The sequence below is a fragment of the Nocardioides pacificus genome, assembly GCF_054775955.1.
The window spans coordinates 1,661,130-1,685,930 of the sequence record NZ_BAAHCI010000005.1 but is presented as its reverse complement, the minus strand read 5'-3'; the positions used below and the strand labels follow the sequence as shown (position 1 = coordinate 1,685,930).

The window sequence follows — 24,801 nt, the reverse complement described above, 5'->3', positions numbered from 1 at the left end:
CTCGCTCCTGAGGCGGGCGCGCGTCGAGGGAGGCATGTGCCTATGGTGCTGAGGTGAGCACCCCTCTTGCCCCGCGTCACCGGGGCCCGTCCCTCCGCGACCCTGCGCACAGCGTCTCGCCACGCGCCGTCTCCTACTGGCGTGTGGTGGCCGCGCTCAACGCCCTCGTGCTCTGGGTGGCGCTCGGCATCGGCTACTGGTTCATCCCCGGGCGTCCCTGGTGGGCGAGCGCCGGGCTCGTGACCGTGGTGGTCGCGTCGATCGCGTACGTCGTGGCGATGCCGACGGTGCGCTTCCGGATCCACCGCTGGGAGGTCACTCCCGTGGCGGTCTTCACCCGCAGCGGCTGGATCACCCGGGAGGAGCGCGTCGCCCCGCTGTCGCGCGTGCAGACGGTCGACTCCAAGCAGGGCGCGCTGATGCGGCTGTTCAAGCTGCGCTCGATCACCGTGACCACCGCCTCGGCCGCAGGCCCGATCACGGTCTTCGGCCTCGACGACGAGGTGGCCCGACTGACCGTCGCCGAGCTGACCGCGATCACCGGCGCCACCGAGGGCGACGCCACGTGACGTCTGACCCCCAGACCGGCCCCCGGCCGAGTCCCCACCCCAGTCCCCAGCCGGGCCCCCCACCAGACGCCGACGGCTGGCTGCGGCTGGCTCCCCAGCTGATGGTGATCGGGCCGGTGAAGACGCTGCGTCAGCTCGCCGTGCCCCTCATCGTCGCCGTCATCGGCATCAGCAGCCAGGACGTCGTCTGGTCGCTCGCGATGCTGCCGGTGCTGCTGGGTGGCGCCCTGCTGGTGGGCCTCATCCCGTGGTTCACGACGTTCTACCGGGTGACGCCCACCCAGCTCGAGGTGCGCCGTGGACTGCTCAACAAGACCCAGCTGACCGCCCCGCTGGACCGGGTGCGCAGCGTGGACCTCGAGGCGCCGCTGCTGCACCGGATCCTGGGGATGACCAAGGTGCAGGTCGGCACCGGCGTCGACGACACCCGCATCGAGCTGGAGGCGCTCACGGCCCCGGACGCCGACCGCCTGCGCCAGGTCCTGCTCACGCGCGTCGCGGTCGCGCAGGGTGCGGCCGCCTCGGGGGACCCCACGACCGGAGACCCGAATGAGCCCCCGTCCGGGTCCGTCATGCCCCCGGCCCAGGAGCTGGCCCGGATCGACTGGTCCTGGCTCCGCTTCGCCCCGCTGAGCCTGGGACGGCTGGTCGTGCTGGCCGGTGTCATCGGCGCCGGCTCCCAGCTCTTCAGCGAGGTCCCCCTGCTCGAGGCCGATCAGGTCGAGTCGGCGTGGGACTGGGTGAGCGCCCAGGCTCTGCTCCTCCTCGTCGTCGTCGGGACCCTCCTGGCCCTCCTGGTGTGGCTGGTGGTGGCGATCGGCGGCTACGTGATCCAGTGGTGGGACCTCCGTCTCCTGCGCGAGGCAGGCAACCTGCGCCTGACGGCGGGGCTGTTCACGACCCGCTCGACCAGCGTCGAGGAGGCGCGCGTGCGCGGCGTGGAGCTGAGCGAGCCCCTGCTGCTGCGTCTGGCCGGCGGCGCCGAGCTCGCGACCCTGGCCACCGGCACCGGCACCGGCGGTACGACGAAGGTGCTGCCCCCCAGCCCCGTCGGCATCGGACGACGCGTCGGTCACGACGTACTCGGCACCGACGGCGTCCTCGACGCCGCGATGGTCGCCCACGGTCCACGAGCCCGACGCCGTCGGCACGTGCGCTGCCAGTGGCCGACGTTGATCATCACCGCCCTGGCCACCGGGGTGACGCTCGCGCTGGACTGGCCGTGGTGGCTGCCCCTCGTGACGCTCGTGGTCCTGGCGGCGGTGGGGGTCGCGGTCGCGGTGGGCTCCTACGCCAACCTCGGCCACGCGCTCGTGCACGACCACCTCGTCGCGCGGCCTCCGTCGCTCGCCCGCATCACCAGCGCCCTGGAGACCGACGGGATCATCGGCTGGGTCGTGAGCCAGACCTGGTTCCAGCGGCGCAGCGGGCTGGCCACGCTGGTGGCCACCACCGCCGCCGGGTCCGAGCGGCTGGTCGTCACCGACGTCCCCCTGGACGTCGCCGTCGCCCTGGCCGACGCCTCGACGCCGGGGATGCTGACGGAGTTCCTCGAGGCCTAGACCCGCCGATCAGCGGTGCGTGCGGAACGTCAGCCACAGGCTGACGGCGGTGTAGTAGAGCGGGTAGCCGAACGACAGCGCGACGACGAACGGGTTCGGGTCGGGCAGCTGCGCGACGATCACGCCGAAGAGCGCCAGCCAGACCACCGCGAGCGTCATGTTGAGCGTCCACAGGTGCTCGGTGCGGGAGGGGTAGAGGTACTTCACCGGCACGAAGACCAGGACGGCGAACACCAGCAGCACGGCCGCGGTGACTCCCGTGCCCCAGCCGAAGACGACGACGTAGAACGCGACGATGTTCCAGTAGCTCGGGAACCCGAGGAAGAAGTGGTCGTCGGTCTTCGCGTCCGAGCGGCAGAACTGGTAGCACGACGCCAGCAGCGGCAGCGCCGCCACGACCCCGCCCCAGGCGCCGTCGGGCAGGTAGCCGTTGGCCCACAGCAGCACCATCGGCGCGAACGCGTAGGTGATGTAGTCGACGATGTTGTCGAGCAGCGCCCCGTCGAAGCCCGGCATCACCTCCTTGACGCGCAGGTGGCGCGCGAGGAAGCCGTCGGTCCCGTCGATGACCATCGCGGCGAGGAAGAGCCACAGCACGGCCTCCACCTCGCCCTCGTAGGACAGGTGGACCATCAGCAGCGCCAGCACGACGCCGACGGAGGTATAGAAGTGGACGAGTCCAGCGGCTACCCGCGCACCCGGGGTCGCCTCGGTGATCGTGTCCATGAGGCAGGAGCGTAGAGGGGCCCGGCGCTCCCCGTAGATTCCTCCCATGCGCATCGCCACCTGGAACGTGAACTCCCTCCGCTCCCGCATCGACCGCGTCGAGGCGTTCCTCCAGCGCCACGACGTCGACGTGCTGGCCCTGCAGGAGACCAAGGCGCGCGAGGACCAGCTGCCCCTGATGGGGCTGCAGTCGCTCGGCTACGAGGTCGCCGCCTGCGGGACCAACCAGTGGAACGGCGTGGCCCTGATCAGCCGGGTCGGCCTCGACGACGTCCAGGTGGGCTTCGAGCAGATGCCCGGCTTCGGGGACCCGGTCGCCGCCGAGTCCCGGGCGATCGGCGCCGTGTGCGGCGGCGTACGGATCTGGTCGCTCTACGTCCCCAACGGCCGCAAGGTCGACGACCCGCACTACGTCTACAAGCTCGAGTGGCTGGCCCGGCTGCGCGAGGCCGCCGGCTCCTGGCTCGGCGAGGACACCGCGCTGGTCGGCGACTGGAACATCGCCCCGCTGGACGAGGACGTCTTCGACATCAGGCAGTTCGCGAAGTCCACGCACGTGACCCCGCCCGAGCGCGCGGCGTTCCAGGCGTTCCTCGACGACGGGTACGTCGACGTGGTGCGGCCGCACACGCCCGGTCCGGAGGTCTACACCTACTGGGACTACTACCGTCAGCGCTACGAGCGCAACCGCGGCCTGCGCATCGACTTCGTGCTCGGTTCGCCGTCGCTGGCCCAACGGGTGACGCACGCGTTCATCGACCGCGAGGAGCGGGCCGGGACCGGCGCGTCCGACCACGCGCCGGTCGTGGTCGACCTCGACTGAGCGGGGCTGGTCTAGTCTCCTGGCCATGCCGTGGACCCGTCCGTCGTTCCCCGTGCCCGTGCAGGGCCCGAGCGGCGTCGAGACCGTCGACGACGCCCTGTTGACCCACATCGAGCACGGCGAGCTCAACGTCCTGCGGCGCCCCGACCGCTGGCTTCGCGGCGCCGTCCACGACCGGGACGGCGCGCTGGTCCGGGCCTCGCAGATGATCGGCGGGCTCGGCGGCAACCGTCACGTCGCAGCCGACCCCGCCGTCGTGGAGGTGCCCGACGGGCTCAAGACGCTGACGGGGACCTGGCTGTACGGCGGCCACTGGATGGGCCACTTCGGACACTTCATCACCGAGACCCTGCCGACCCTTTGGCCCCAGGAGCCGGCCGTCGAGGGGCTGGTCTTCCACCGGCGCTCCACCCGCGTCCGGGGCGTCACCGACTGGCAGCAGCGCCTGCTGACGATGGCGGGGCTGGGCGACCTCCCGCTGGAGATGGTCCGTCCGCGCCCTCTGCGCGTGGAGCACCTGCTGGTCGCGGCGCGACCGGTCGTGATGGCCGGCTGGGCCCGACCCGAGGCCGTCGAGGTCTGGCGCCGGGTCGCCGCCGGCGCGGGTGCCCCTCCGCGCGACCCGAGCGCCCGGGTCTACCTCTCCCGCACGGAGTTCAACCGCACCCAGCGCGACGGCACCCGACCGCCCCCTCGGGGCGGCCACCGCTCCACCCCCGAGCGGGACGAGGAGCTCGACGCCGCCTTCGCCGCAGCGGGCTTCAGCGTCGTCAGCCCCGAGCGGCTCAGCATCGACGAGCAGATCCGCACGGTCGCCGGCGCCGCGGTCATCGCGGGACCCACGGGCTCGGCGCTGCACCTGTCGGCGTTCGCCCCGCCCGGCCTGCGCGTGCTCGCGGTCGGCGACGACCGCTCCCCCGACGGCACGACTCCCATGCAGGACGTCATCGACACCGCCTGCGGCCACCTGCACGGCCAGGTGCCCGCGGAGGCGACCCGGCAGCAGCTGGACGCCCTCCTCGACGAGCTCGACCTCGACCCCACAGACAGGACGCACCCGTGAAGCAGACCGACGTGCCCGAGCAGCAGCCCCAGAATCCCGACGAGTCCGCAGCGCCCGGGAAGTCCAAGGTCATCCACCGCGCCATGGTGGTACGCCGCCTGCTCTCCCTCTACGAGGAGCCGCGCTACCTCGAGGTCGGGGTCAACAAGGGGCACACCTTCGACCGGCAGAGCGCCGCGCGCAAGGTGGCCGTGGACCCGGTGTTCCTCTTCGACCACGAGGCCGCCGAGAAGGCCGACCCCACAGCGGAGTACCACCAGGTCACCAGTGACGAGTACTTCGCCTCGATCGTCGCCCCCGACGAGCTGTTCGACGTGATCTACCTCGACGGGCTGCACACCTTCGAGCAGACCCTGCGCGACCTCACCAACGCGCTGCACCACCTGCAGCCCAAGGGCCTCATCGTCATCGACGACGTCCGGCCCCCGACGTACCTCGCCTCGATCCCCGACCGGCAGAACTTCTTCACGGTGCGCAGCTGGCTCGGCAGCACCGACCAGGCGTGGATGGGCGACGTCTACAAGCTGGTGTGGTTCATCGACACGTTCTATCCCCACCTGAGCTTCCGCACCATCGACAACAACCACGGCCAGCTCGTGGTGTGGCGCGAGCGGCGCGCAGAGGTCACCGAGCGCAGCGTCGAGGAGATCGCCCAGCTGAGCTTCGAGACGTTCGCCCTCGAGCAGGACGTGCTGCGCGCGACCCACTTCCGCAAGATCATGGACGAGGTCCGGGCCTGGCGCGAGAGGTGACGCTGCCGAAACCTGGGGACCCTTCAGCACAACATCGCTGAAACAACCGTTCCCTACGGTTCGGCGCATGATCCTCGAGACCGGAGCCGGCCCCATCCGCTCCGCGACCTATCTGCCCTCCACCCTCGACCACGTGCTGTGGGGCCGGCTCCCCTGCGCGGCCGACTCCCCCGTGCTGAGCGTCGACCCGGGCACCGAGGTCACCATCGACACGATCAGCCACGAGGGCCTGCTCGAGGACCAGGGCCGCGACCCGCGGGCGTTCTTCGCGCCGTACGGCGTGGAGGGGGTGCTCGCCGACGCGATCGCCCTGGCCGCCTCCGACGTCGTGCACACCCCCGGCCCGGACGGCCCGCACGTCGTCACCGGACCGATCGAGGTCCGCGGGGCCCAGCCCGGGGACCTGCTGGCGATCACGGTGGTGGAGACGCTGCCGCGAGTGCCGTACGGCGTGATCTCGAACCGGCACGGCCGGGGCGCCCTGGCGGGCGAGTACCCGCTCGGGGGCCACGCGGTGTTCAGCGCCTTCGCCGGCGTGCGCGAGGACCCGGACGGGCTCAAGGGCACGCTGCCGGTGAGGCCCGGAGGCGAGCCGACCGTGGCGTTCCCGCTCGCCCCCTTCCTGGGGATCATGGGCGTGGCCGTCGCCGGCGACCAGCGGCCGCACTCGGTCCCGCCGGGGGCGCACGGCGGCAACATCGACATCAACCTGCTCACCGTCGGCGCCACGCTCTACCTGCCCGTGCAGGTGCCGGGGGCGCTCGCCTACGTCGGCGACCCGCACTTCGCCCAGGGCGACGGCGAGGTGTCGCTGACCGCGATGGAGGCCTCCTTGCGGGCCACCCTCCGCTTCGACGTGCTCCCCCGGGAGGACGCGGTGCGTGAGTTCGGGGAGCTCGCCGGGCCGCTGGCCCGGACGAGTGACTACCTCGTGCCCACCGGGATGGACCCCGACCTCGACGTGGCCGTGCAGGGCTGCGTGCGGGCCGCCATCGCGCTGCTCGGAGCGCGCTACGGCATGGACCCGCGGATGGCCTACGCCTACCTCAGCGCGGCCACCGACTTCGACATCTCCCAGGTGGTCGACCTCGTGAAGGGGGTCCACGCCAGGATCCGGACGGCGGACTTCGGATGAGCGAGATCCGGCCCGAGCCCCGATCCGACAGCCAGGGCGGGGTGGTCCCCGACGGCCTGGTCGAAGCGTTCTGGGACTACGAGCAGGCGCTGATGAGCAACGATCTCGCAGCGCTGGACCGGCTGTTCGCTCCCAGCCCCGACACGCTGCGCGGCGACGCCGCCGGCCTGCTCGTGGGCCACGACATGATCAGCGCCTTCCGCGGCGGACGGGGCGGCGCTCCCCCGCGCCGGATCGTGGAGCTGCACGTGCGCGCCGTCGACGAGGACCACGCCCTCGTGGTCGCGATCACCGAGCTGCTCAGTGGTGGGCTGCCGAGCGGCGGGCGCGGGCAGCAGACGCAGCTGTGGGCGCGCCTCCCCCAGGGCTGGGCGGTCACGGCGGCGCACGTCAGCGCCTCTCCCCCCGCACTCGACACCCGGGTCTGGCGGGTCGTCGGGGATCCGCTCGTGCCGCCGACCTCACCCGGGCCGCTGAGTGGCGTCGACGTCGCCGTCAAGGACCTGTACGCCGTCGCCGGTCACCGCGTCGGCGCCGGCAACCCCACCTGGCTGGCCGAGGCCCCCGTCGAGACCGAGCACGCCTGGGCGGTGGCCCGGCTGCTCGGCGCCGGCGCCGCCGTGCGCGGGATCGCCCGCACCGACGAGTTCGCCTACAGCCTCGCGGGGACCAACGTCCACACCGGCGCCCCGCCCAACCCGCGTGCGCCGCACCGGCTGTCCGGAGGCTCCACCTCGGGCTCGGCCAGCGCCGTGTCGCTCGGGCACGCCGTCATCGGGCTGGGGACCGACACCGGCGGCTCGATCCGGGTGCCCGCGGCCTACCAGGGGCTCTTCGGGATCCGCACCACCCACGGCGCCGTCCCCCTCACCGGCGTGCTGCCGCTGGCGCCCTCGTTCGACGCGGTCGGCTGGCTGGCCCGCGACGCCGCCACGCTGCGGGCAGTCGGCGACGTGCTGCTGCCCCCGGGGCGCGACGCCCTGTCCGCCCCGGAGCTGGTCGTGGTGCCCGGGCTGCTGGCCCTGGCGGCCCCCGAGGTCGCCGACGCGGTGATGGCCGCGACCGAGCACTGGCCGACCACGCAGGAGGACTGGCCCCTGGACGACCTGCCGAGCTGGCTCACCGCCTTCCAGACCCTGCAGGCCTGGGAGGCGTGGCAGGTCCGCGGGACCTGGCTGGACGGACGACTCGACCACGTCGGCGCCGACGTCCGCGGCCGCTTCGAGGCGGCCTCCCGGATCGACGACGGCGTCGCCGCCGATGCCGGCGCGTGGGTCGCCGAGGCCCGCGGCGTGATCCGCGACCTGGTCGGCGACCGGGTGCTGGTGCTGCCGTCGGCCTCGTCGGTCGCCCCCCACCTGCGGGCAGGTGATCCGGGAGCTCTGCAGGCGGTCCGTGACGCGACCATGGCGCTGACCTGCCTGGCCGGGATCGGCGGCCTGCCGGCGGTCAGCCTTCCCACCACGACCGGGACCACGCCCGGGACCACGACCGGCGCGGCCGGCGATCTGCCCTGCGGCGTCTGCCTGGTGGCCGCGCCGGGGCGCGACCGCGAGCTCCTCCACCTGGCGGCCGCTCTCACCGCGTGACCGACAGGGTCCCGAACGGACGGTTTCGGGTTTAACGTCGAAGAAACGAATGTTCCGGTTCGCGTTACAACCGGCCCCTACGGTCAGGGGCGGAAGGGAGGTCCCCGTGGACGTCGAGGAGTTCAACCGGCTCGCGCCGGACGCTGCCGCGAGCGTCGTACGCCCGTGTGCCGCGATCGGCTCGTGGGTCGACCAGCTCGTCGCGGGCCGGCCCTACACGGACGTCGACGAGCTCGTCGGGGTCGCCGACCTCGCCGCCCGGTCGTGGTCGCGCGACGAGGTCGACGAGGCGCTGACCGACCACCCGCGCATCGGCGCCAAGCACCGCGGCCTCGGCACCAGCGCCGCGATGAGCGCCCGGGACCAACGCGCCATCGACCCGATGGACGCGGACCTGCTCGTGCGGCTCTCGGAGGGCAACCGGGCCTACGAGGAGCGGTTCGGACGGATCTTCCTGATCCGGGCCCGCGGGCTGACCTCCCAGCAGATCCTCGACGCGCTCGAGGAGCGGATGCACAACGACCCCGACACCGAGGACGCCGTCGTCGCGGACCAGCTGCGCGAGATCGCGATCCTCCGCCTCCGCGAGGTCCTGGCGTGACCACCTGCAGCACACATGTCCTCGACGCGGCGCTGGGCCGTCCCGGCGCCGGCGTCGCCGTACGCCTGCTCGGGCCGGACTCCTCGGAGGTGGCGCACGCCGTCACCGACGACGACGGGCGGATCCGGTTCGACGCCGACCTGGCACCCGGCCCGCACACCCTCGTCTTCGCCACCGGTCCGTGGTACGCCGCGGCCGGGCGCGACACGCTCTTCCCCGAGGTGCGCGTCGTCTTCGGCGTCGCCGCGCCGCCGGACGGCAAGCGGGACGCCGGCCCGGGCCGGCACTACCACCTGGCGCTGCTGCTGAGCCCCTACTCCTACACCACCTACCGAGGGAGCTGACCCGTTGGCCGACGCCACCGCAGAGAGGGGCCGCATCGTCCTGGGCCCGAACCAGTACGGCAAGGCCGAGTGCCGACTGGTGCGCATCACCCGCGACGACGCCCTCCCCCAGGGCGGCGTCCACGAGATCGAGGACCTCAGCGTCACCTCGCAGCTGCGCGGCGACTTCACCGAGGCGCACACGGTCGGCGACAACGCCCGGGTCGTCGCGACCGACACCCAGAAGAACACGCTCTACGCCTTCGCCCGCGAGCACGGCGTGGGCTCGCCCGAGGAGCTCCTGATGCGGCTCGGTGAGCACTTCGTCGACTCCTTCGACTGGGTGAGCGGGGGCCGGTGGGAGGCCGAGCAGTACTCCTGGGGCCGGATCGGCGTCGACGGAGCCCCGCACGACCACGCGTTCGTCCGCGAGGGCCGCGAGACCCGCACCGCCGTGGTGCAGCGCGACGGCGAGCGCGTCGACGTGATCGCCGGGCTCAAGGACTGCACGGTGCTCAAGTCCACCGGCTCGGAGTTCTCCGGCTTCCCGCGCGATCGCTACACGACGCTGGGCGAGACCGACGACCGGATCCTGGCGACGTCGGTGACCGCGTGGTGGCGCTATGCCGAGGGCGCCGACCTGGGCTCGCTCGACTTCAACACGACGTACGTCGCGGTGCGCGACCTGATGCTCGCCCGCTTCGCCGACCTGCACTCGCTGGCGCTGCAGCAGACGATCTTCGAGATGGGCAAGGCCGTCCTGGAGGCGCATCCGGAGATCGCCGAGGTCCGGCTCTCGTGCCCCAACAAGCACCACTTCCTCGTCGACCTGGAGCCGTTCGGGCTCGACAACCCCAACCAGGTCTTCTTCGCGGCCGACCGGCCCTACGGGCTAATCCAGGCCACCGTCCAGCGTGAGGGTGCGCCGCAGGTCCCCGAGCTGTGGGCCGGCGTCCCCGGGTTCTGCTGAGGCGACGACGATGACCCACGCGGGGCGAGCGCAGCCGGGGCAGCTGCAGGCGGTGCGGGGGCGTCAGGTCGTCGTGGACGACTCGATCGTCGCCGCGACCGTCCTGGTCGACGACGGCCGGATCAGCGCCGTCGCCCCCTTCGACCACCCGCTCCCCGAGGGCGCGCGCGTGCTCGAGGCCCCGGACACGGCGTACGTCGTGCCCGGCGTCGTCGACACCCACGTCCACCTCAACGAGCCCGGCCGCACGGAGTGGGAGGGGTTCGCCTCCGGCACCCGGGCGGCGGCGCTGGGCGGGGTCACCACCGTCATCGACATGCCGCTCAACAGCATCCCGCCGACCACTACCCTGTCCGGGCTCGAGGCCAAGCGCGCAGCGGCGCGGGACCAGCTCAGGGTGGACACCGGCTTCTGGGGCGGCGCCGTGCCGGGCAACGTCGCCGCCCTGGAGCCGCTGTGGGACGCCGGGGTCTTCGGCTTCAAGTGCTTCCTGTCGCCCTCGGGGGTCGAGGAGTTCCCGCCGCTGGACCCGGCCGGGTTCTCCGCGGCGCTGCGCGAGGTCGCCCGCTTCGGCGGGCTGATGATCGTGCACGCCGAGGACCCCGAGGTGCTCGACGCCGCACCCGCTCGGCCGAGTCGCGCCTACGCCGACTTCCTGGCCTCGCGTCCCGACGAGGCCGAGACCGCGGCCATCCGGCGCGTCATCCGGGGCGCACGCGAGACCGGCGCCCGGGTGCACGTGCTGCACCTGTCGAGCGCCCGCGCGCTGCCGCTGATCGCCGAGGCGAAGGCCGAGGGGCTGATGCTCACGGTCGAGACCTGCCCGCACTACCTGACCTTCGCGGCCGAGACGATCCCCGACGCCTCGGCCGTCCACAAGTGCTGTCCGCCGATCCGTGACGCCGCCAACCGCGAGGAGCTGTGGGCGGCGCTGACCGAGGGCGTCATCGACGTCGTGGTCACCGACCACTCCCCCGCCACGCCCGCCGAGAAGCTCCGCGGCGACGGCGACCTCCAGCTGGCCTGGGGCGGCATCGCCGGGCTCCAGGTCGGCTTCACCGCGCTGGCCCACGAGGCGCTGCGCCGGGGCATCTCCATGGCGCAGGTCAGCCGGTGGACCGCGCGGGGCACCGCCGACCTGGTCGGGCTGGCGCACAAGGGCCGGATCGAGGTGGGCGCCGACGCTGACCTCGCGGTCCTCGACACCGCGACCCCGCTGGTGGTGCGGGCGCAGGAGCTCGCCCACCGCAACCCGCTGTCGGCGTACGACGGGCAGCGGTTCGACGCCCGGGTCACGCACACCGTGCTGGGCGGCCGGCTCGTCGCGCCGGGGTCGGCTCCTGCGGGCAGGGAGCTGAGGCGCGATGAAACCAAGGACTCGCAACGGCAACACGGGTGAAACACCGGTTTCCTAGGCTCCCCCGCAGGCACCACCTGACCGTAAGGACTCCCATGGGCTTCGACCAGATCAACCCGCCGCCGCGGCTGCTGATGGGCCCCGGCCCGATCACCGCCGACCCGCGGGTGCTCCGCGCGATGTCGGCCCAGCTCGTCGGCCAGTTCGACCCTGCGATGACGGCCTGCATGGGCGAGGTGATGGAGCTCTACCGCGAGGTCTTCCGCACCGACAACGAGCAGACGCTCCTCGTCGACGGCACCTCGCGCGCCGGCATCGAGGCGGCGCTGGTCTCGCTGCTCGAGCCGGGCGACCGGGTGCTGGTGCCGATCCTGGGTCGCTTCGGCCACCTGCTCGCCGAGATCGCGGAGCGCTGCGGCGCCGAGGTCCACACGATCGAGGTCGCGTGGGGCGAGGTGTTCACCCCCGAGCAGATCGAGGAGGCGCTGGTCGCCACCCGGCCCAAGGTGCTCGCGCTCGTCCAAGGGGACACCAGCACCACGATGTGCCAGCCGCTGGCCGACCTCGGCGAGATCTGCCGGCGCCAGGACGTGCTGCTCTACTGCGACGTGACGGCCTCGCTGGGCGGCAACGTCTTCGAGATGGACGACTGGGGCATCGACGTCGCCTCCGCCGGGCTGCAGAAGTGTCTGGGCGGCCCGTCGGGAAGTGCCCCGATCTCGCTGTCGCCGCGCGCGGTCGACGTGATCGAGGACCGCCGCCACGTCGAGGCCGGCATCCGCGAGGACCGCGACGCCGCCCGCGGCACCCGGATCGCGTCGAACTACTTCGACCTCGCGATGATCATGGACTACTGGGGCGAGCGCCGGCTCAACCACCACACCGAGGCCACCACGATGCTGTACGGCGCGCGCGAGTGCGCCCGGCTCCTCGTCGACGAGGGCCTCGAGGCCGCGGTCGAGCGGCACCGGCTGCACGGCGCGGCGATGCTGGCCGGCGTCCGCGGCCTGGGGCTCGGGGTCTTCGGCGACCCGGCCCACAAGATGAACAACGTCGTCGCCGTCGAGATCCCCGACGGCATCGACGGCGACCGGGCGCGCGCGGCGATGCTCGACGACTTCGGCATCGAGATCGGCACCTCGTTCGGTCCGCTGCATGGGCGGGTCTGGCGGATCGGGACGATGGGCTACAACGCCCGCAAGGACGCCGTGCTGCTCACGCTCGCCGCGCTCGAGCAGGTGCTGCGGGCCGGCGGTGCCCCGGTGCCGGCCGGTGGCGGCGTCGGCGCCGCGCGGGAGGTGTACGCGTCATGACGACCGCTGCCGAGGCCCTCGCCCGCTGCGCCGAGCTGGCTCGGCTCACCTCGACGCCCGGCTCGCTGACGCGGATCCACCTCACCCCCGAGCACGCCCAGGCCAACGCGCTCGCCGCCTCGTGGATGCAGCGCGCCGGGCTGCGCACCTGGGTCGACGCCGCCGGCAACGTGTGCGGGCGCCGCGAGGGCCGCGAGCCCGGCCTGCCCGCGCTGCTGCTCGGCTCCCACCTCGACACCGTGCCCGACGCCGGGCGCTACGACGGGATGCTCGGGGTGGTGATGGCGATCGCCGTGGTCGAGCGGCTGGGGTCCCTCGTGGACGACCTGCCGTTCGCGCTCGAGGTGATCGGCTTCGGCGACGAGGAGGGCGCGCGCTTCGGCACCGCCCTGCTCGGGAGCCGAGCCGTCGCCGGTACCTGGGACGACGCCTGGTGGGAGCTGGCCGACGAGCACGGCACGACGCTGCGTCAGGCCTTCGTGGACTTCGGCCTCGACCCCGCCCGGGTCGGCGAGGCGGCGCGGGCACCCCAGGAGCTGGTCGGCTATCTGGAGGCGCACATCGAGCAGGGCCCCCACCTGGAGGCCGTCGACGCGTCCCTGGGCTACGTCACCACGATCGCGGGAGCCCGACGGTTCGCACTGACGATCCTCGGCGAGGCCCGCCACGCGGGCGGCACGCCGTACGACCGCAGGCGCGACGCCCTGGCCGGTGCGAGCGAGGCCGTCACGACCATCGAGCGGCTGGGGCGGGCCTCGGACTGCATAGCCACCGTGGGCCGGATCGAGGTGCACCCCGGCGCGGTCAACGTGATCGCCGGCCGGGCCGACCTCACCCTCGACCTGCGCGCCGCCACCGACCCCGAGCGCGACGCGATGTGGGACACGATGCGGGCCGAGATCGACGGACTGTGCACCGCGCGCGGGCTGACCCTCGAGGTCACCGAGACCCACAGCGCGCCCGCCGCCCCGTGCGCGGGCTGGCTCCAGGACGCCGTCGTCGCCGGGATCGCGACCACCGGCGATCCCGAGCCGCTGGCGCTCTGGAGCCGGGCCGGGCACGACGCGATGGCCATCGCGGCGACCACCGACATCGGGATGCTCTTCGTGCGCTGCCACGACGGCATCTCCCACGCTCCCGACGAGGACGTCCGCGAGGTCGACGTGGCCCGTGGGCTCGACGCCTTCACGGCCGCGGTGCTCGCGGTCGCGGCGGTCCGGGGAGGGCACCGGCGATGAGGATCGACGAGCGGATCACCGCCCACCACGCCGAGCTCTCGCCCCAGGAGAAGCGCGCCGCCGAGACGCTGCTCGAGCACCTCGACGACCTCGCGACCTACCGCGCGGCCGAGCTCGCGGCGCTCGCCGGGGTCTCCAAGGCGACGATGAGCCGGCTGTTCCGCAGCCTCGGCTTCGCCGACTTCGACGAGGTCCGCGACCACCTGCGCGGGCTGCGGCAGGCGGGCGAGCCGCACCGGGTCGAGGGGACGCCCAACCTGGCCGCTCACGTCGCCGCCGAGGCCGAGGCGGTACGGCGCGCCGTCGCCCAGCCCCGCCTCGCCGAGGTCGTCGCCTGCCTGGCCCGCGCCCGACGGGTCACGGTCGTCGGCTGGCGCAACAGCCACCCCGTCGCCCTGCACCTGCGCTCCCAGCTGGCGCACGCCCGCCCCGACGTACACCTCGCGCCGCTGCCGGGCCAGATGATGGGCGAGGAGCTCGCCGACCTGCGCCGCGGGGACGCGCTCGTGGTGGTCGGCTTCCGGCGACGTCCGGCGGGCTTCGCGGCGTTCATGGCGGAGGCGGCCACCACCGACGCGGAGGTCGTCCTGGTCGCCGACCCCACCGCGGTGGAGCACGCCGCCCACGCCGGCGTGTGGCTGGAGTGCCCGGTCGCGTCCGGGCTGGCCTTCGACAGCTATGCCGGCGCGATGAGCCTGGTCAGCGTGATCGCCGACGGCGTGCTCTCCGAGGTCGGCCGCGCCGCACGGACCCGCGTGTCGGGGATCAGCCGCGCCTACGGCCGGCTCGGGGAGGTGGAGTGATGGACCTCGGCACCGTCACCAGCCTGCGCCCGGCGCGCAGCCGCGCCGACCTCGTGCTCGCGCCCGGCGAGACGCTGCTGGCGGGCGGGACCTGGCTGTTCTCCGAGCCCCAGCCGCTCACCACGGGGCTCGTCGACCTGACCGCGCTCGGCTGGCCCGCGTGGGAGCACGTGGGCGCCGGCGAGGGACGCCGGCTGCGGGTCGCCGCGACGTGCACGATCGAGCAGCTGCTCGCCGTACCACCGGTCGTCCTGGGGCCCGCCTCCCGCATCGTCCGCGAGTGCGCCGAGGCGCTGCTGATGTCGTTCAAGGTCCAGCACACCGCGACCGTCGGCGGCAACCTCTGCCTGGCCCTGCCCGCGGGCTCGATGATCTCGCTGATGACCGCGCTCGACGCCGAGGTCGTCGTGTGGACTCCCCACGGCGGCGAGCGCCGCGAGCCGGTGGCGACGTTCGTCACCGGGCCGGGCCGCACGACACTGGCGCCCGGCGAGGTGCTGCGCGCCGTCGACGTGCCCGCCGCCAGCCTCGACCCGCGGCGCACGCTGCGCACGGCGTTCCGCAAGATCGCGCTCAGCCCGATCGGGCGGTCCTCGGCGGTGGTCACCGGACGGCTGACCTCGCGGGGCGACATCCACCTCGTCGTCACCGCCAGCACCGAGCGGCCCCTGCGACTGGCCGACCCCGGGCTGCGGCCCGGGCAGTCGTTGGAGGCCGTCCTCGCGGAGCTGCTGAGCACCGTCGACTGCTGGTTCGACGACCCACACGGCCCGCGCGACTGGCGCCGGGCCGTCACCGCGACGCTCGCGGTCGAGGTGTGCGAAGAGCTGCTCGGGACCCGAACCGGGAGGACGTCATGAGCATGCTGGTCAACGGCGAGCCGGTCGACGCCGCCCCTGCCCCAGGACAGTGCCTGCGCACGTTCCTGCGCGAGCAGGGCAGCCTGGACGTGAAGAAGGGCTGCGACTCCGGGGACTGCGGCGCCTGCACGGTGATGGTCGACGGCGCCGCCGTCCACTCCTGCATCTTCCCGGCCGCCCGCGGTGAGGGCCGCGACATCACGACGGCCGCCGGGCTGGGGACGCCCGAGGAGCTGCACCCGGTCCAGCGCCGCTTCGTCGAGGCAGGCGGCTTCCAGTGCGGCTTCTGCACGGCGGGGTACGTCGTGACCGCGGCGTCGCTGGCCGACGAGGAGGGCCGGCTGGACGACCTGGTGGAGCCGGACCAGGTCCCGCGGATGTTCAAGGGCAACCTGTGTCGCTGCACCGGCTATCGCTCCATCAAGGACGCGCTGCAGGGAGCCTGCAACGTCGAGCGCCCCGGCTGCGGCGCCCCAGGTGGCAGTGGAGGCGGCTGCGGGAGCTGGGGCACCTCGTTGGCAGCCCCCGCCGGCCCGCGCATCGTCACCGGGCAGGAGCGCTACACCCTCGACCTGCCGACCGACGGGGTGCTCCACCTCAAGCTGCTCACCAGCCCGCACGCCCACGCCAGGGTCACCGCGATCGACACGGTCCGCGCCGAGGCGCTGCCGGGCGTGCGGCTGGTGCTCACCCACCGTGACGTGCCCGACGTGCTCTACTCCACCGGGCGGCACGAGAGCCGGCTCGACGACCCCGACGACACCCGGATGCTCGACGACGTCGTGCGCTACCGCGGCCAGCGGGTCGCCGCGGTCGTGGCCGAGTCGGTGGCGATCGCCGAGGCGGCGGTGCGGCTGATCGAGGTGACCTACGAGCCGCTCGAGGCGGTCTTCGAGCCCGAGGCGGCCCGGTCCCCGGGAGCCCCGCTCGTGCACGGCGACAAGTCCACGATGCGCTCGCGGATCGCCGAGCCGCAGCGCAACGTCGTCGCGCAGACCCACGGCGAGGTCGGCGACGTCGAGGCCGGACTCGCCGGGGCCGCCGCGGTCGTCACCGGCACCTGGCGCACCGGCCGGGTCAGCCACGCCGCGCTGGAGACCCACGGCGCCCGCGGCTGGATCGACGACGAGGGCCGGCTCGTGGTCCGCACCAGCACCCAGGTGCCCTACCTCGTCCGCGACGAGCTCGCCCACGTCCTTGGCCTGGAGCCCGACCGGGTCCGGGTGCTCGCCGCCCGCGTCGGCGGCGGCTTCGGCGGCAAGCAGGAGATGCTCGTCGAGGACCTCGTCGCGCTGGCCGTCCTCCGCCTCGCTGAGCGCGGCGAGCCCGCCCCCGTGCAGCTGGAGCTGACCCGCGAGGAGCAGTTCACGCTCGTGCCGTGCCGTCACCCGATGCGCGTCGAGGTCACCCTCGGCGCCGACGCCGACGGCGTGCTCACCGCGATGGCGCTCGACGTGCTGACCGACACCGGCGCCTACGGCAACCACGCCCCCGGCGTGATGTTCCACGGCTGCCACGAGTCGATCGCCCTCTACCGCTGCGCCAACAAGCGTCTCGACGCGGAGGCCGTCTACACCAACAACGTGCCCTCGGGCGCGTTCCGCGGCTACGGGCTCGGCCAGGTCATCTTCGCCATCGAGTCGGCGCTCGACGAGCTGGCCCGCGACCTCGGCCTCACTGCTACTGAGATCCGGCGGCGCAACGTCGTCGTCCCCGGCGACGACTTCGTGGTCAACGGGCCGGCGGACACCGACCTGGTCTTCGGCAGCTACGGCCTCGACCAGTGCCTGGACCTGGTGGAGCGCTCGCTGGCGGACGCGGTCGCCGACGACCTGGACCCCGCCCGCTGGGCGGTCGGCGAGGGGATGGCCGCCTCGATGATCGCGACGATCCCGCCACGCGGGCACCACGCCGACGCGACCGTCACGCTGCACCCCGACGGCACCGTGACGATCGGCGTGGGCACGGCGGAGTTCGGCAACGGCACCGCGACCGTGCACACCCAGATCGTCGCCGCCGAGCTCGGCGTGGACCCGGCGCAGATCACGCTGCGCTCCTCCGACACCGACGTCGGCGGCTACGACACCGGCGCCTACGGATCCACGGGCTCGGTCGTCGCCGGCGGGGCGGTCGCGGCGGCCGCCCGGTCCCTGCGCGACGAGCTCGACAAGCTCGCCGGCGGCGGTGAGCCCGGCCCCGACGGCGTACGACGCGACGACGGCACGCTCGCGCCGTACGACGAGCTGCTCGACGCACCACTGACCGCGACCGGCGAGCACCACGGCTCGCCGCGCTCGGTCGCCTTCAACGTGCACGGCGCGCGGGTGGCCGTGGACCGGCGCACCGGCGAGGTCCGGGTGCTGCACTCGGTGCAGGCCGTCGACGCGGGCGTGGTGATCAACCCCGAGCAGCTGCGCGGGCAGGTCGAGGGCGGGGTCGCGCAGGCGATCGGCAGCGCGCTCTACGAGGAGATGGTGCTCGCCGACGGCGAGGTGCTGACCCGCTCGTTCCGGGGCTACCGGGTGCCGCAGATGGCCGACGTGCCCGACACCGAGGTCCTCTTCGCCGACACCCACGACGCGCTGGGCCCGCGCGGCGCCAAGTCGATGAGCGAGGCGCCCTACAACCCGGTGGCGCCCGCGCTGGCCAACGCCGTACGCGACGCCCTCGGGGTGCGTCCCCACGAGCTGCCTCTCAGCCGCGACCGGGTGTGGCGGCTGCTCCAGACCACCTCCGCTGTTCTCCCCGACCCCAAGGACCACGCATGAACGCCATCGCCTCCCCCCGGACCGACGCCGACTGGCTGACCTGCGCCATCGAGCTGGCCGTGGCCAACGTCGCCGACGGCGGCGGGCCCTTCGGCGCGCTCGTCGTACGCCGCGGCGAGCTCGTCGCCACCGGCCAGAACCGCGTCACCCGCGACAACGACCCCACCGCCCACGCCGAGGTCCAGGCGATCCGCGCGGCCGGGCAGGCTCTCGGCGACTTCTCGCTGGCCGGCTGCGTGCTCTACACCTCCTGCGAGCCCTGCCCGATGTGCGCCGCGGCCTCGCTGTGGGCCCGGCTCGACCGGATCGTCTACGCCGCCGACCGCGAGGACGCCGCTCACGGCGGCTTCGACGACCGCGCGTTCTACGAGCTGCTCGCCCAGGATCGCGACACCTGGCCGACCCGGGTCGAGCGGCTCGAGCTCGCCGCCGGCGTCGCGCCGTTCGAGGCGTGGCGCGCCGACCCGGCCCGCACCGACTACTGAAAGCCCCTCCTCCTCCGGGTCGTGTGCCCGAGGGCGCGCTCCAGCGCGTCCGCAGGCACACGACCGGTCTGGCGCGCCCTCGAAACCTCCGCTTCAGCCTGCCCACCGGCGGGCCCCGACGGTGAAACGTGCGTTTTAACGAGACCGAAACCTGGGCCGCCCAGGACCGAAATCCACCGCTCCTAGCGTCCTCTCATCTCGGGGGCTCGACCCACGACGTGCGCCGGTCCGGCGCTCCAACCAAGGAGTACATCCATGACCCTGTCGTTCCGAGGCCGCCGCGCGGCGAGCCTCACCGCCCTCATCGCCGTGGCCGGTCTCAGCCTGAGCGCCTGCGGCTCCGACGACGAGCCGGCGGCCGCGAGCGCCGCGGAGGGCAGCGCCGACTACGGCGACATCACCTTGCAGCTGTCGTGGATCAAGAACGCCGAGTTCGTCGGGGAGTTCTTCGCCGACACGAACGGTCACTACGAGGACGCCGGCTTCGCCAAGGTCAAGCTCAACCCGGGCCCGGGCCCGATCGAGACCATGGTCGCCTCCGGCGAGGCCGACTTCGCGCTCAGCAACGCGGTCGCCACCGCGCAGGTCATCGCCGAGGAGGAGGCGCCGCTGAAGATCGTCGGCACCAAGTTCCAGAAGAACCCGTTCACGATCCTCTCGCTGAAGGACGGCGCCGACATCGCCACGCCCGAGGACCTGGTGGGCAAGAAGATCGGGGTGCAGGCCGGCGGCAACGAGACCCTCTTCGACGCCCTGCTCGAGGTCAACGGGATCGACCCCGACGAGGTGACCAAGGTGCCGGTGGAGTACGACCCGTCCCCCGTCGTCGACGGCGAGGTCGACGGGTTCCTGGCCTACATCACCAACGAGTCGATCACGGTGTCGATGGACGGCAACGAGGTCACCAACCTCCCCTTCGCCGACAACGGGCTGCCGTTCGTCGCTGAGAGCGTGATCACCACCGACCAGATGATCGAGGAGGAGCCCGACAAGGTGAAGGCCTTCCTCGAGGCCGAGATCCGAGGCTGGCAGGACGCGCTGACCGACCCCGACGAGGGCGCCCGCCTGGCCGTCGAGGAGTACGGCGCGGACCTCGACCTCGACATGGCGAAGGAGGTCGAGCAGTCCGAGGTGCAGACCGGCCTGATCGTCACGCCCGACGTGGAGGCCAACGGCCTGTTCACGATCACCGACGAGCTGATGGAGCAGTGCATCGCCACCCTGGCGGCCGCCGGCATCGAGATCACGGTCGAGGAGCTCTTCGACCTATCCCTGCTCGAGGAGCTCCTCGAGGAGAAGCCCGAGCTGACCGAGCTCCCCTCCTGAGCATGTCCGAGACCATCACCGGCACGACTTCCGCGGGAGTCCCCAGCGCTGACCAGGACAGCGCCGGGGGCTCCCGCGGGACCGGCGTGCGGATCCAGCGCCTGAGCAAGACCTTCCGCTCCGGGCGCCGCAGCGTCACCGCGCTCGACGACGTCACGCTGTTCACCGAGAAGGGCAGCTTCTTGTCGCTGCTCGGGCCCTCCGGCTGCGGCAAGTCCACGATCCTGCGGATCCTCGCCGGGCTCGAGCAGCCGTCGTCGGGCACCGCGCTGGTCGAGGGCAGGACGCCGCTCGAGCTGCGTCGCGACCACGAGCTGGGCATCGCCTTCCAGGACTCGGCGCTGCTCCCCTGGCGCTCGGTGCTCGCCAACGTCCGGCTGCCGTTCGAGGTGTCGGGCCGCAAGCCCGACGACGCGCTGGTCGCGGAGCTGATCCGTCTGGTCGGGCTCGAGGGCTTCGAGAAGGCCAAGCCCGCGCAGCTCTCCGGCGGCATGCGCCAGCGGGTCTCGATCGCCCGCTCCCTGGTCGTCAAGCCGTCGGTGCTGCTGCTCGACGAGCCCTTCGGGGCGCTCGACGACATGACCCGCCAGCGCCTCAACGTGGAGCTGCTCCGGATCTGGACCGAGAAGCCGGCGACCACGCTGATGGTCACCCACGGCATCAGCGAGGCGATCTTCCTCTCCGACCAGGTCGCGGTGATGAGCGCGCGGCCGGGCCGGATCCAGGAGGTCATCGACGTCGATCTGCCCCGGCCCCGGCTGCCCGAGATGATGCGGACACCGGAGTTCCACGCGCTGCACGACCGCGCCTCGGAGCTGCTGTTCGGGCACGACCCCGCCTCCGCGAAGGAGGCCTGAGCGGTGAGCCGGGAACGGACCCGCTCGCTGCTCACCGGGCTCGGGGGGATGGTCGCGACCGTGGCGGTGTGGTGGCTGGCCGCCGTCACGCTGCTCGCCGACGCGCGGGTGCCCACTCCGGGTGGCGTCGTGACCTCGATGCTCGACGACGGCTGGGCCTTCTACTCCACCCACTTCGCGGTGACCATCGAGGAGGCGGGCGTCGGCTTCCTCTACGGCAACGTCGCCGCGCTGCTGCTGGCCTCGCTCGTGCTGCTGGTGCCGTTCGCGGAGCCGGTGATCATGCAGGTCGCGGTGATCAGCTACTGCATCCCGATCGTGGCGATCGCGCCGGTGCTCTACATCGTGATCGGCGTCCCCGACCCCGGCGAGCGCTCCGGCACCGCGGTCGCCCTCGCCGCGCTGTCGGTCTTCTTCACCACGGTCGTCGGCACCGTGCTGGGCTTCCGCTCGGCCGACCGGACCAGCCTCGACGTGGTCAGCGTGTACGGCGGGGGCCGCCTCCAGCAGCTGCGCCGGGTCCAGCTCGTCTCGGCCCTGCCCTCGATCCTGGCCTCCCTTCAGATCGCGGCGCCCGCGGCGTTCCTGGGCGCGATCCTCGGCGAGTACGTCGGCGGCATCGAGCGCGGCGTCGGCCTCGCCCTGAAGATCGCCCAGCAGAACATCGACGTCGAGCAGGCGTGGGGCATCGGCCTGGGCTGCGCGCTCGTCGCCGGCACGGCGTACGCCGCCTTCGGGCTGGTCGCGCGGCTGGTGACGCCGTGGTCGAAAGGGGCGGCGTCATGATCGCCCGGGCGCTGCTGCGCACTGTCACCACGATGATGTTCGTGCTCGGCGTGGTGCTGGTGCTGTGGGTCGTCGGGCTGCGGGTCTTCGACGTCTCCGACTATGTCGGCAAGGGGCCCACCGATGTGTGGGCCTACCTCGTGACCGAGGACGACGCGGCCGAGGCGCGCGGCGAGATCCGGGCGCTGCTCGGCCGGACCCTGCTCGACTCCGGTATCGGGTTCGTCGCGGGCATGCTCGCGGCGATCGTGCTGGCCGCCGCCATCGTGCTGTGGAAGCCGCTGGAGAGCGCCGCCATGCCGGTCGCGATGATCCTGCGCTCGGTCCCGCTGATCGCGCTCGCGCCGATCATCATCCTCACCGTCGGGCGCGGGCTCGGCGCGGTCGCCGTGATGAGCGGGATCGTCGTACTCTTCCCCGCGCTGGTCAGCATCGTGCTCGGACTGCGGTCGGTCTCGGACCAGATGCGCGACGTCGTGCAGGTCTACGGCGGCGGTGCGTGGGCGGTGCTGCGCCGAGTGGCGTTCCCGTCCGCGCTGCCGGCGCTGTTCGCGTCGATCCGGATCTCCGTGCCCGGCGCGATCACGGGCGCGCTGCTCGCGGAGTGGCTGGCCACCGGCCAGGGCATCGGGTACGCCGTGGTGTCGGCGGCCGCGCGCTCGCAGATCAGCCGGGTGTGGGCGCTGGTCGTCGTGATCACGCTCGCCTCGCTGGTGCTCTACCTGATCGCGCAGCTCGTCGAGTCGCTGGTGCTTGCCCGCTTCGCCAAGGTGCCGGCGCGATGACGCTCGAGGCGCTCGTGGCGGCCCTGCCCAAGGTCAGCCTGCACTGTCACCTGATCGGCACGGTGTCGGCTGCCACGGTCGTCGACCTCGCGCGCAAGCACGACGTACCGCTCGACGGGCCGCGGGGACCGCGCAGCGCCGAGGACCTCTACGACCACGCCAGCTATGAGGACCTCGGGGAGTTCCTGCGGGTCCTCGACGTCGTCGGCTCGGTGGTGCGCGACGTCGACGACTTCCACCGGATCACCTACGAGTCGCTGACCGAGGGCGGGGCCGCGCACGGCGTGCTCTACCGCGAGATCCAGCTCAGCCCGCCCGGGCATCCCGGGGTGCCCTACCCGCGGCTGCTCGAAGGAGTGCTCGCGGGGATGCGCGACGCTCACGCCGACACCGGCATCGACGCGCGGCTCGTCGTCGGCATCAACCGCGAGCGCAGCGGCGCCGAGGCCGTGCGGCTGGTCGAGGAGGTGGTCGCCCACCGCGTCGACGAGGTGGTGGGGATCGGGCTGGACTACGCCGAGGTGAACGGGCCGCCCGGCGGCTTCGTGGAGGCCTACCGGCTGGCGGGGCGGCACGGGCTGCAGCGCACCGCCCACTCGGAGTCCGGTCCCCCGGCGCACATCCTGACCCTCCTCGACGAGCTCGGCTGCAGCCGCGTCGACCACGGCTATCACGTCGTCGACGACCCCGAGATCACCGTGCGGTGCGTCGCCGAGCGGGTCCCCTTCAACTGCACCCCGGTCAGCTCCGACATCGGGCGCTACTCCGGGTCGGGCGACGGCACCCACCGCCGGATCGCGGAGATGGTCGATGCCGGGCTGTGCGTGACGATCGACTCCGACGACCCGCCGATGTTCGGCACCGACCCCACGAACGACTTCCGGGTGCTCGCACGTGCTCTCGGCTACGGCCGCGACCAGCTCGCGACGTTCACCCGCAACGCCGTCGAGGCCTGCTGGCTCGACGAGACCGACAAGGCCGACCTCGCCCGCCGCGTGGAGGCGGCCGTGGCGGCCATCCCCGACGACGCGCCCACCCTCCAGGAGGAGCCCGCATGAGCAGCTTCCACGTCCCCACCGTCGACATCTCGCCGTACGTCGCGGGTGGGACGCCTGCGGATCGGGCCAGCGCGGCCGCCGCCTTCGACGAGGCGGCGCGCACCGTCGGCTTCGTGCAGATCGTCGGGCACGGCGTGCCGCAACCGGTGCTCGACGCCTTCGCGGCGGCGCTCGACGGCTTCTTCGGGCTGCCCCTGGAGGAGAAGTTGGCCTATCGCACGCCGCCGGAGGTCAACCGGGGCTATGCCCCGCCCAAGACCGAGTCGCTGAGCCTGAGCCTGGGGCTCGCGCCGGCGAACCGGATGAACGACTTCTTCGAGGCGTTCAACGTCGGCGCGGCATGCTCGGACTTCCCCGAGCTCGACCTCCCCGCCCTGGACTATCCCGAGAACGTCTGGCCCGTCGAGGTGGCCGGCTTCGTCGAGGCGGTCGAGGCGTACTTCGCCGAGGCCTCGCGGGTGGCGCGCACCCTGACCGGGCTCTTCGCGGACGCGCTCGGACTCGCGCCCGGGTTCTTCGCGCCGTACACCGACCACAGCGTGGACGTGCTGCGGATGAACAACTACGCCCTCGAGCCCGGCGCGCTGGACCTCGACGGCGACCTGACGGGGATGGGCGAGCACACCGACTACGGCATCGTCACGGTGCTCTGGGCCGACCGGGTCGCGGGTCTGCAGGTCCTCGGCGCCGACGGCTCGTGGCACGACGTGATGCCCGCCGAGGGCGCCCTGCTGATCAACCTCGGCGACCTGATGGCCCGGTGGACCAACGAGCGCTGGATGTCGACGCTGCACCGGGTCAAGCCGCCGATCGTGGACGGCACCATCCAGCGGCGCCGGAGCGCGGCGTACTTCCACGACGGCAACATCGACGCGCTCATCGAGACGCTGCCCACCTGCGTCGGCGACGGCTCGCCGTACCCGCCGATCACCGTCGGCGAGCACCTGCGCGCCAAGCTCGCGGGCTCCCGCGCCGGGGTCGCCAACGTCGCGGCCGAACGGGAGGCGGCCCGGGTGCTGGCGGCCCAGGCTGGTGGGTGAGGCTGGTGGTTG

24 protein-coding genes are annotated in these 24,801 nt (G+C 73.1%); 23 read left to right on the top strand and 1 reads right to left on the bottom strand.

The window, feature by feature from the left end:
* Positions 1–53: 53 nt before the first annotated feature.
* A complete protein-coding gene (locus tag ACYU7L_RS10745; protein WP_460796085.1) occupies positions 54–569 on the top strand; it encodes a PH domain-containing protein in 516 nt (171 codons plus the stop codon).
* Entirely contained in the window at positions 566–2,131 is a 1,566-nt protein-coding gene (locus ACYU7L_RS10740; protein WP_460796083.1) for a PH domain-containing protein, read from the top strand. The genes ACYU7L_RS10745 and ACYU7L_RS10740 overlap by 4 nt, the downstream gene beginning before the upstream one ends.
* A gap of 9 nt (positions 2,132–2,140) precedes the next feature.
* On the opposite strand, the gene ACYU7L_RS10735 is transcribed toward ACYU7L_RS10740, so the two are convergent.
* Complete coding sequence (locus tag ACYU7L_RS10735; protein WP_460796081.1) at positions 2,141–2,857, bottom strand: CDP-alcohol phosphatidyltransferase family protein; 717 nt, start codon at positions 2,855–2,857, stop codon at positions 2,141–2,143.
* 46 nt (positions 2,858–2,903) lie between these two features.
* Here ACYU7L_RS10735 and ACYU7L_RS10730 point away from each other — a divergent pair, with 46 nt between their 5' ends.
* From ACYU7L_RS10730 to ACYU7L_RS10630, 21 genes are all read left to right on the top strand, one after another.
* The gene (locus ACYU7L_RS10730; RefSeq protein ID WP_460796079.1) at positions 2,904–3,680 is read left to right on the top strand and encodes an exodeoxyribonuclease III; all 777 of its coding nucleotides are present in this window, start codon (positions 2,904–2,906) and stop codon (positions 3,678–3,680) included.
* A gap of 25 nt (positions 3,681–3,705) precedes the next feature.
* The gene (locus ACYU7L_RS10725) at positions 3,706–4,743 is read left to right on the top strand and encodes a glycosyltransferase family 61 protein (protein ID WP_460796075.1); all 1,038 of its coding nucleotides are present in this window, start codon (positions 3,706–3,708) and stop codon (positions 4,741–4,743) included.
* Positions 4,740–5,495, top strand: a complete 756-nt coding sequence (locus tag ACYU7L_RS10720; RefSeq protein ID WP_460796072.1) for a class I SAM-dependent methyltransferase — start codon at positions 4,740–4,742, stop codon at positions 5,493–5,495. Before ACYU7L_RS10725 ends, ACYU7L_RS10720 begins: the two co-directional genes overlap by 4 nt.
* A 67-nt stretch (positions 5,496–5,562) precedes the next feature.
* Complete coding sequence (locus ACYU7L_RS10715) at positions 5,563–6,630, top strand: acetamidase/formamidase family protein (protein WP_460796070.1); 1,068 nt, start codon at positions 5,563–5,565, stop codon at positions 6,628–6,630.
* Positions 6,627–8,219 carry an AtzH-like domain-containing protein gene (locus ACYU7L_RS10710; protein WP_460796068.1) on the top strand — a complete coding sequence of 531 codons (1,593 nt, stop codon included), beginning with the start codon at positions 6,627–6,629 and terminating at the stop codon, positions 8,217–8,219. Before ACYU7L_RS10715 ends, ACYU7L_RS10710 begins: the two co-directional genes overlap by 4 nt.
* Positions 8,220–8,325: 106 nt before the next feature.
* Complete coding sequence (gene uraD, locus ACYU7L_RS10705; RefSeq protein WP_460796065.1) at positions 8,326–8,820, top strand: 2-oxo-4-hydroxy-4-carboxy-5-ureidoimidazoline decarboxylase; 495 nt, start codon at positions 8,326–8,328, stop codon at positions 8,818–8,820.
* Positions 8,817–9,164, top strand: coding sequence for a hydroxyisourate hydrolase (uraH, locus tag ACYU7L_RS10700; RefSeq protein ID WP_460796062.1), 348 nt, complete (start codon positions 8,817–8,819; stop codon positions 9,162–9,164). The genes uraD and uraH overlap by 4 nt, the downstream gene beginning before the upstream one ends.
* 4 nt (positions 9,165–9,168) lie before the next feature.
* Positions 9,169–10,113 (top strand): factor-independent urate hydroxylase, encoded by a 945-nt coding sequence (gene pucL, locus ACYU7L_RS10695; RefSeq protein WP_460796059.1) that lies wholly within the window; start codon positions 9,169–9,171, stop codon positions 10,111–10,113.
* Positions 10,114–10,123: 10 nt separating this feature from the next.
* Positions 10,124–11,512: an allantoinase AllB gene (gene allB / locus ACYU7L_RS10690; protein ID WP_460796056.1), complete on the top strand. Its 1,389-nt coding sequence runs from the start codon at positions 10,124–10,126 to the stop codon at positions 11,510–11,512.
* Between the two features lie 53 nt (positions 11,513–11,565).
* Positions 11,566–12,783: a pyridoxal-phosphate-dependent aminotransferase family protein gene (locus ACYU7L_RS10685; protein WP_460796052.1), complete on the top strand. Its 1,218-nt coding sequence runs from the start codon at positions 11,566–11,568 to the stop codon at positions 12,781–12,783.
* Entirely contained in the window at positions 12,780–14,021 is a 1,242-nt protein-coding gene (locus ACYU7L_RS10680) for an allantoate amidohydrolase (protein WP_460796049.1), read from the top strand. Before ACYU7L_RS10685 ends, ACYU7L_RS10680 begins: the two co-directional genes overlap by 4 nt.
* A complete protein-coding gene (locus ACYU7L_RS10675; protein WP_460796047.1) occupies positions 14,018–14,824 on the top strand; it encodes a MurR/RpiR family transcriptional regulator in 807 nt (268 codons plus the stop codon). The genes ACYU7L_RS10680 and ACYU7L_RS10675 overlap by 4 nt, the downstream gene beginning before the upstream one ends.
* A complete protein-coding gene (locus ACYU7L_RS10670; protein ID WP_460796044.1) occupies positions 14,824–15,684 on the top strand; it encodes an FAD binding domain-containing protein in 861 nt (286 codons plus the stop codon). Before ACYU7L_RS10675 ends, ACYU7L_RS10670 begins: the two co-directional genes overlap by 1 nt.
* Positions 15,681–18,452, top strand: coding sequence for a molybdopterin-dependent oxidoreductase (locus ACYU7L_RS10665; RefSeq protein ID WP_460796041.1), 2,772 nt, complete (start codon positions 15,681–15,683; stop codon positions 18,450–18,452). The genes ACYU7L_RS10670 and ACYU7L_RS10665 overlap by 4 nt, the downstream gene beginning before the upstream one ends.
* Positions 18,449–18,937, top strand: coding sequence for a nucleoside deaminase (locus ACYU7L_RS10660; protein WP_460796038.1), 489 nt, complete (start codon positions 18,449–18,451; stop codon positions 18,935–18,937). Before ACYU7L_RS10665 ends, ACYU7L_RS10660 begins: the two co-directional genes overlap by 4 nt.
* Before the next feature lie 255 nt (positions 18,938–19,192).
* Positions 19,193–20,263 (top strand): ABC transporter substrate-binding protein, encoded by a 1,071-nt coding sequence (locus ACYU7L_RS10655; protein ID WP_460796036.1) that lies wholly within the window; start codon positions 19,193–19,195, stop codon positions 20,261–20,263.
* Between the two features lie 2 nt (positions 20,264–20,265).
* Entirely contained in the window at positions 20,266–21,120 is an 855-nt protein-coding gene (locus ACYU7L_RS10650) for an ABC transporter ATP-binding protein (protein WP_460796034.1), read from the top strand.
* A 3-nt stretch (positions 21,121–21,123) separates the two neighbouring features.
* Positions 21,124–21,906 carry an ABC transporter permease gene (locus ACYU7L_RS10645; RefSeq protein WP_460796032.1) on the top strand — a complete coding sequence of 261 codons (783 nt, stop codon included), beginning with the start codon at positions 21,124–21,126 and terminating at the stop codon, positions 21,904–21,906.
* The gene (locus ACYU7L_RS10640; RefSeq protein ID WP_460796030.1) at positions 21,903–22,691 is read left to right on the top strand and encodes an ABC transporter permease; all 789 of its coding nucleotides are present in this window, start codon (positions 21,903–21,905) and stop codon (positions 22,689–22,691) included. The genes ACYU7L_RS10645 and ACYU7L_RS10640 overlap by 4 nt, the downstream gene beginning before the upstream one ends.
* On the top strand, positions 22,688–23,749 hold the full coding sequence (gene add / locus ACYU7L_RS10635; protein WP_460796028.1) for an adenosine deaminase: 1,062 nt from the start codon (positions 22,688–22,690) through the stop codon (positions 23,747–23,749). Before ACYU7L_RS10640 ends, add begins: the two co-directional genes overlap by 4 nt.
* The gene (locus ACYU7L_RS10630; RefSeq protein WP_460796026.1) at positions 23,746–24,789 is read left to right on the top strand and encodes an isopenicillin N synthase family dioxygenase; all 1,044 of its coding nucleotides are present in this window, start codon (positions 23,746–23,748) and stop codon (positions 24,787–24,789) included. The genes add and ACYU7L_RS10630 overlap by 4 nt, the downstream gene beginning before the upstream one ends.
* The last annotated feature ends 12 nt before the right edge of the window (positions 24,790–24,801 follow it).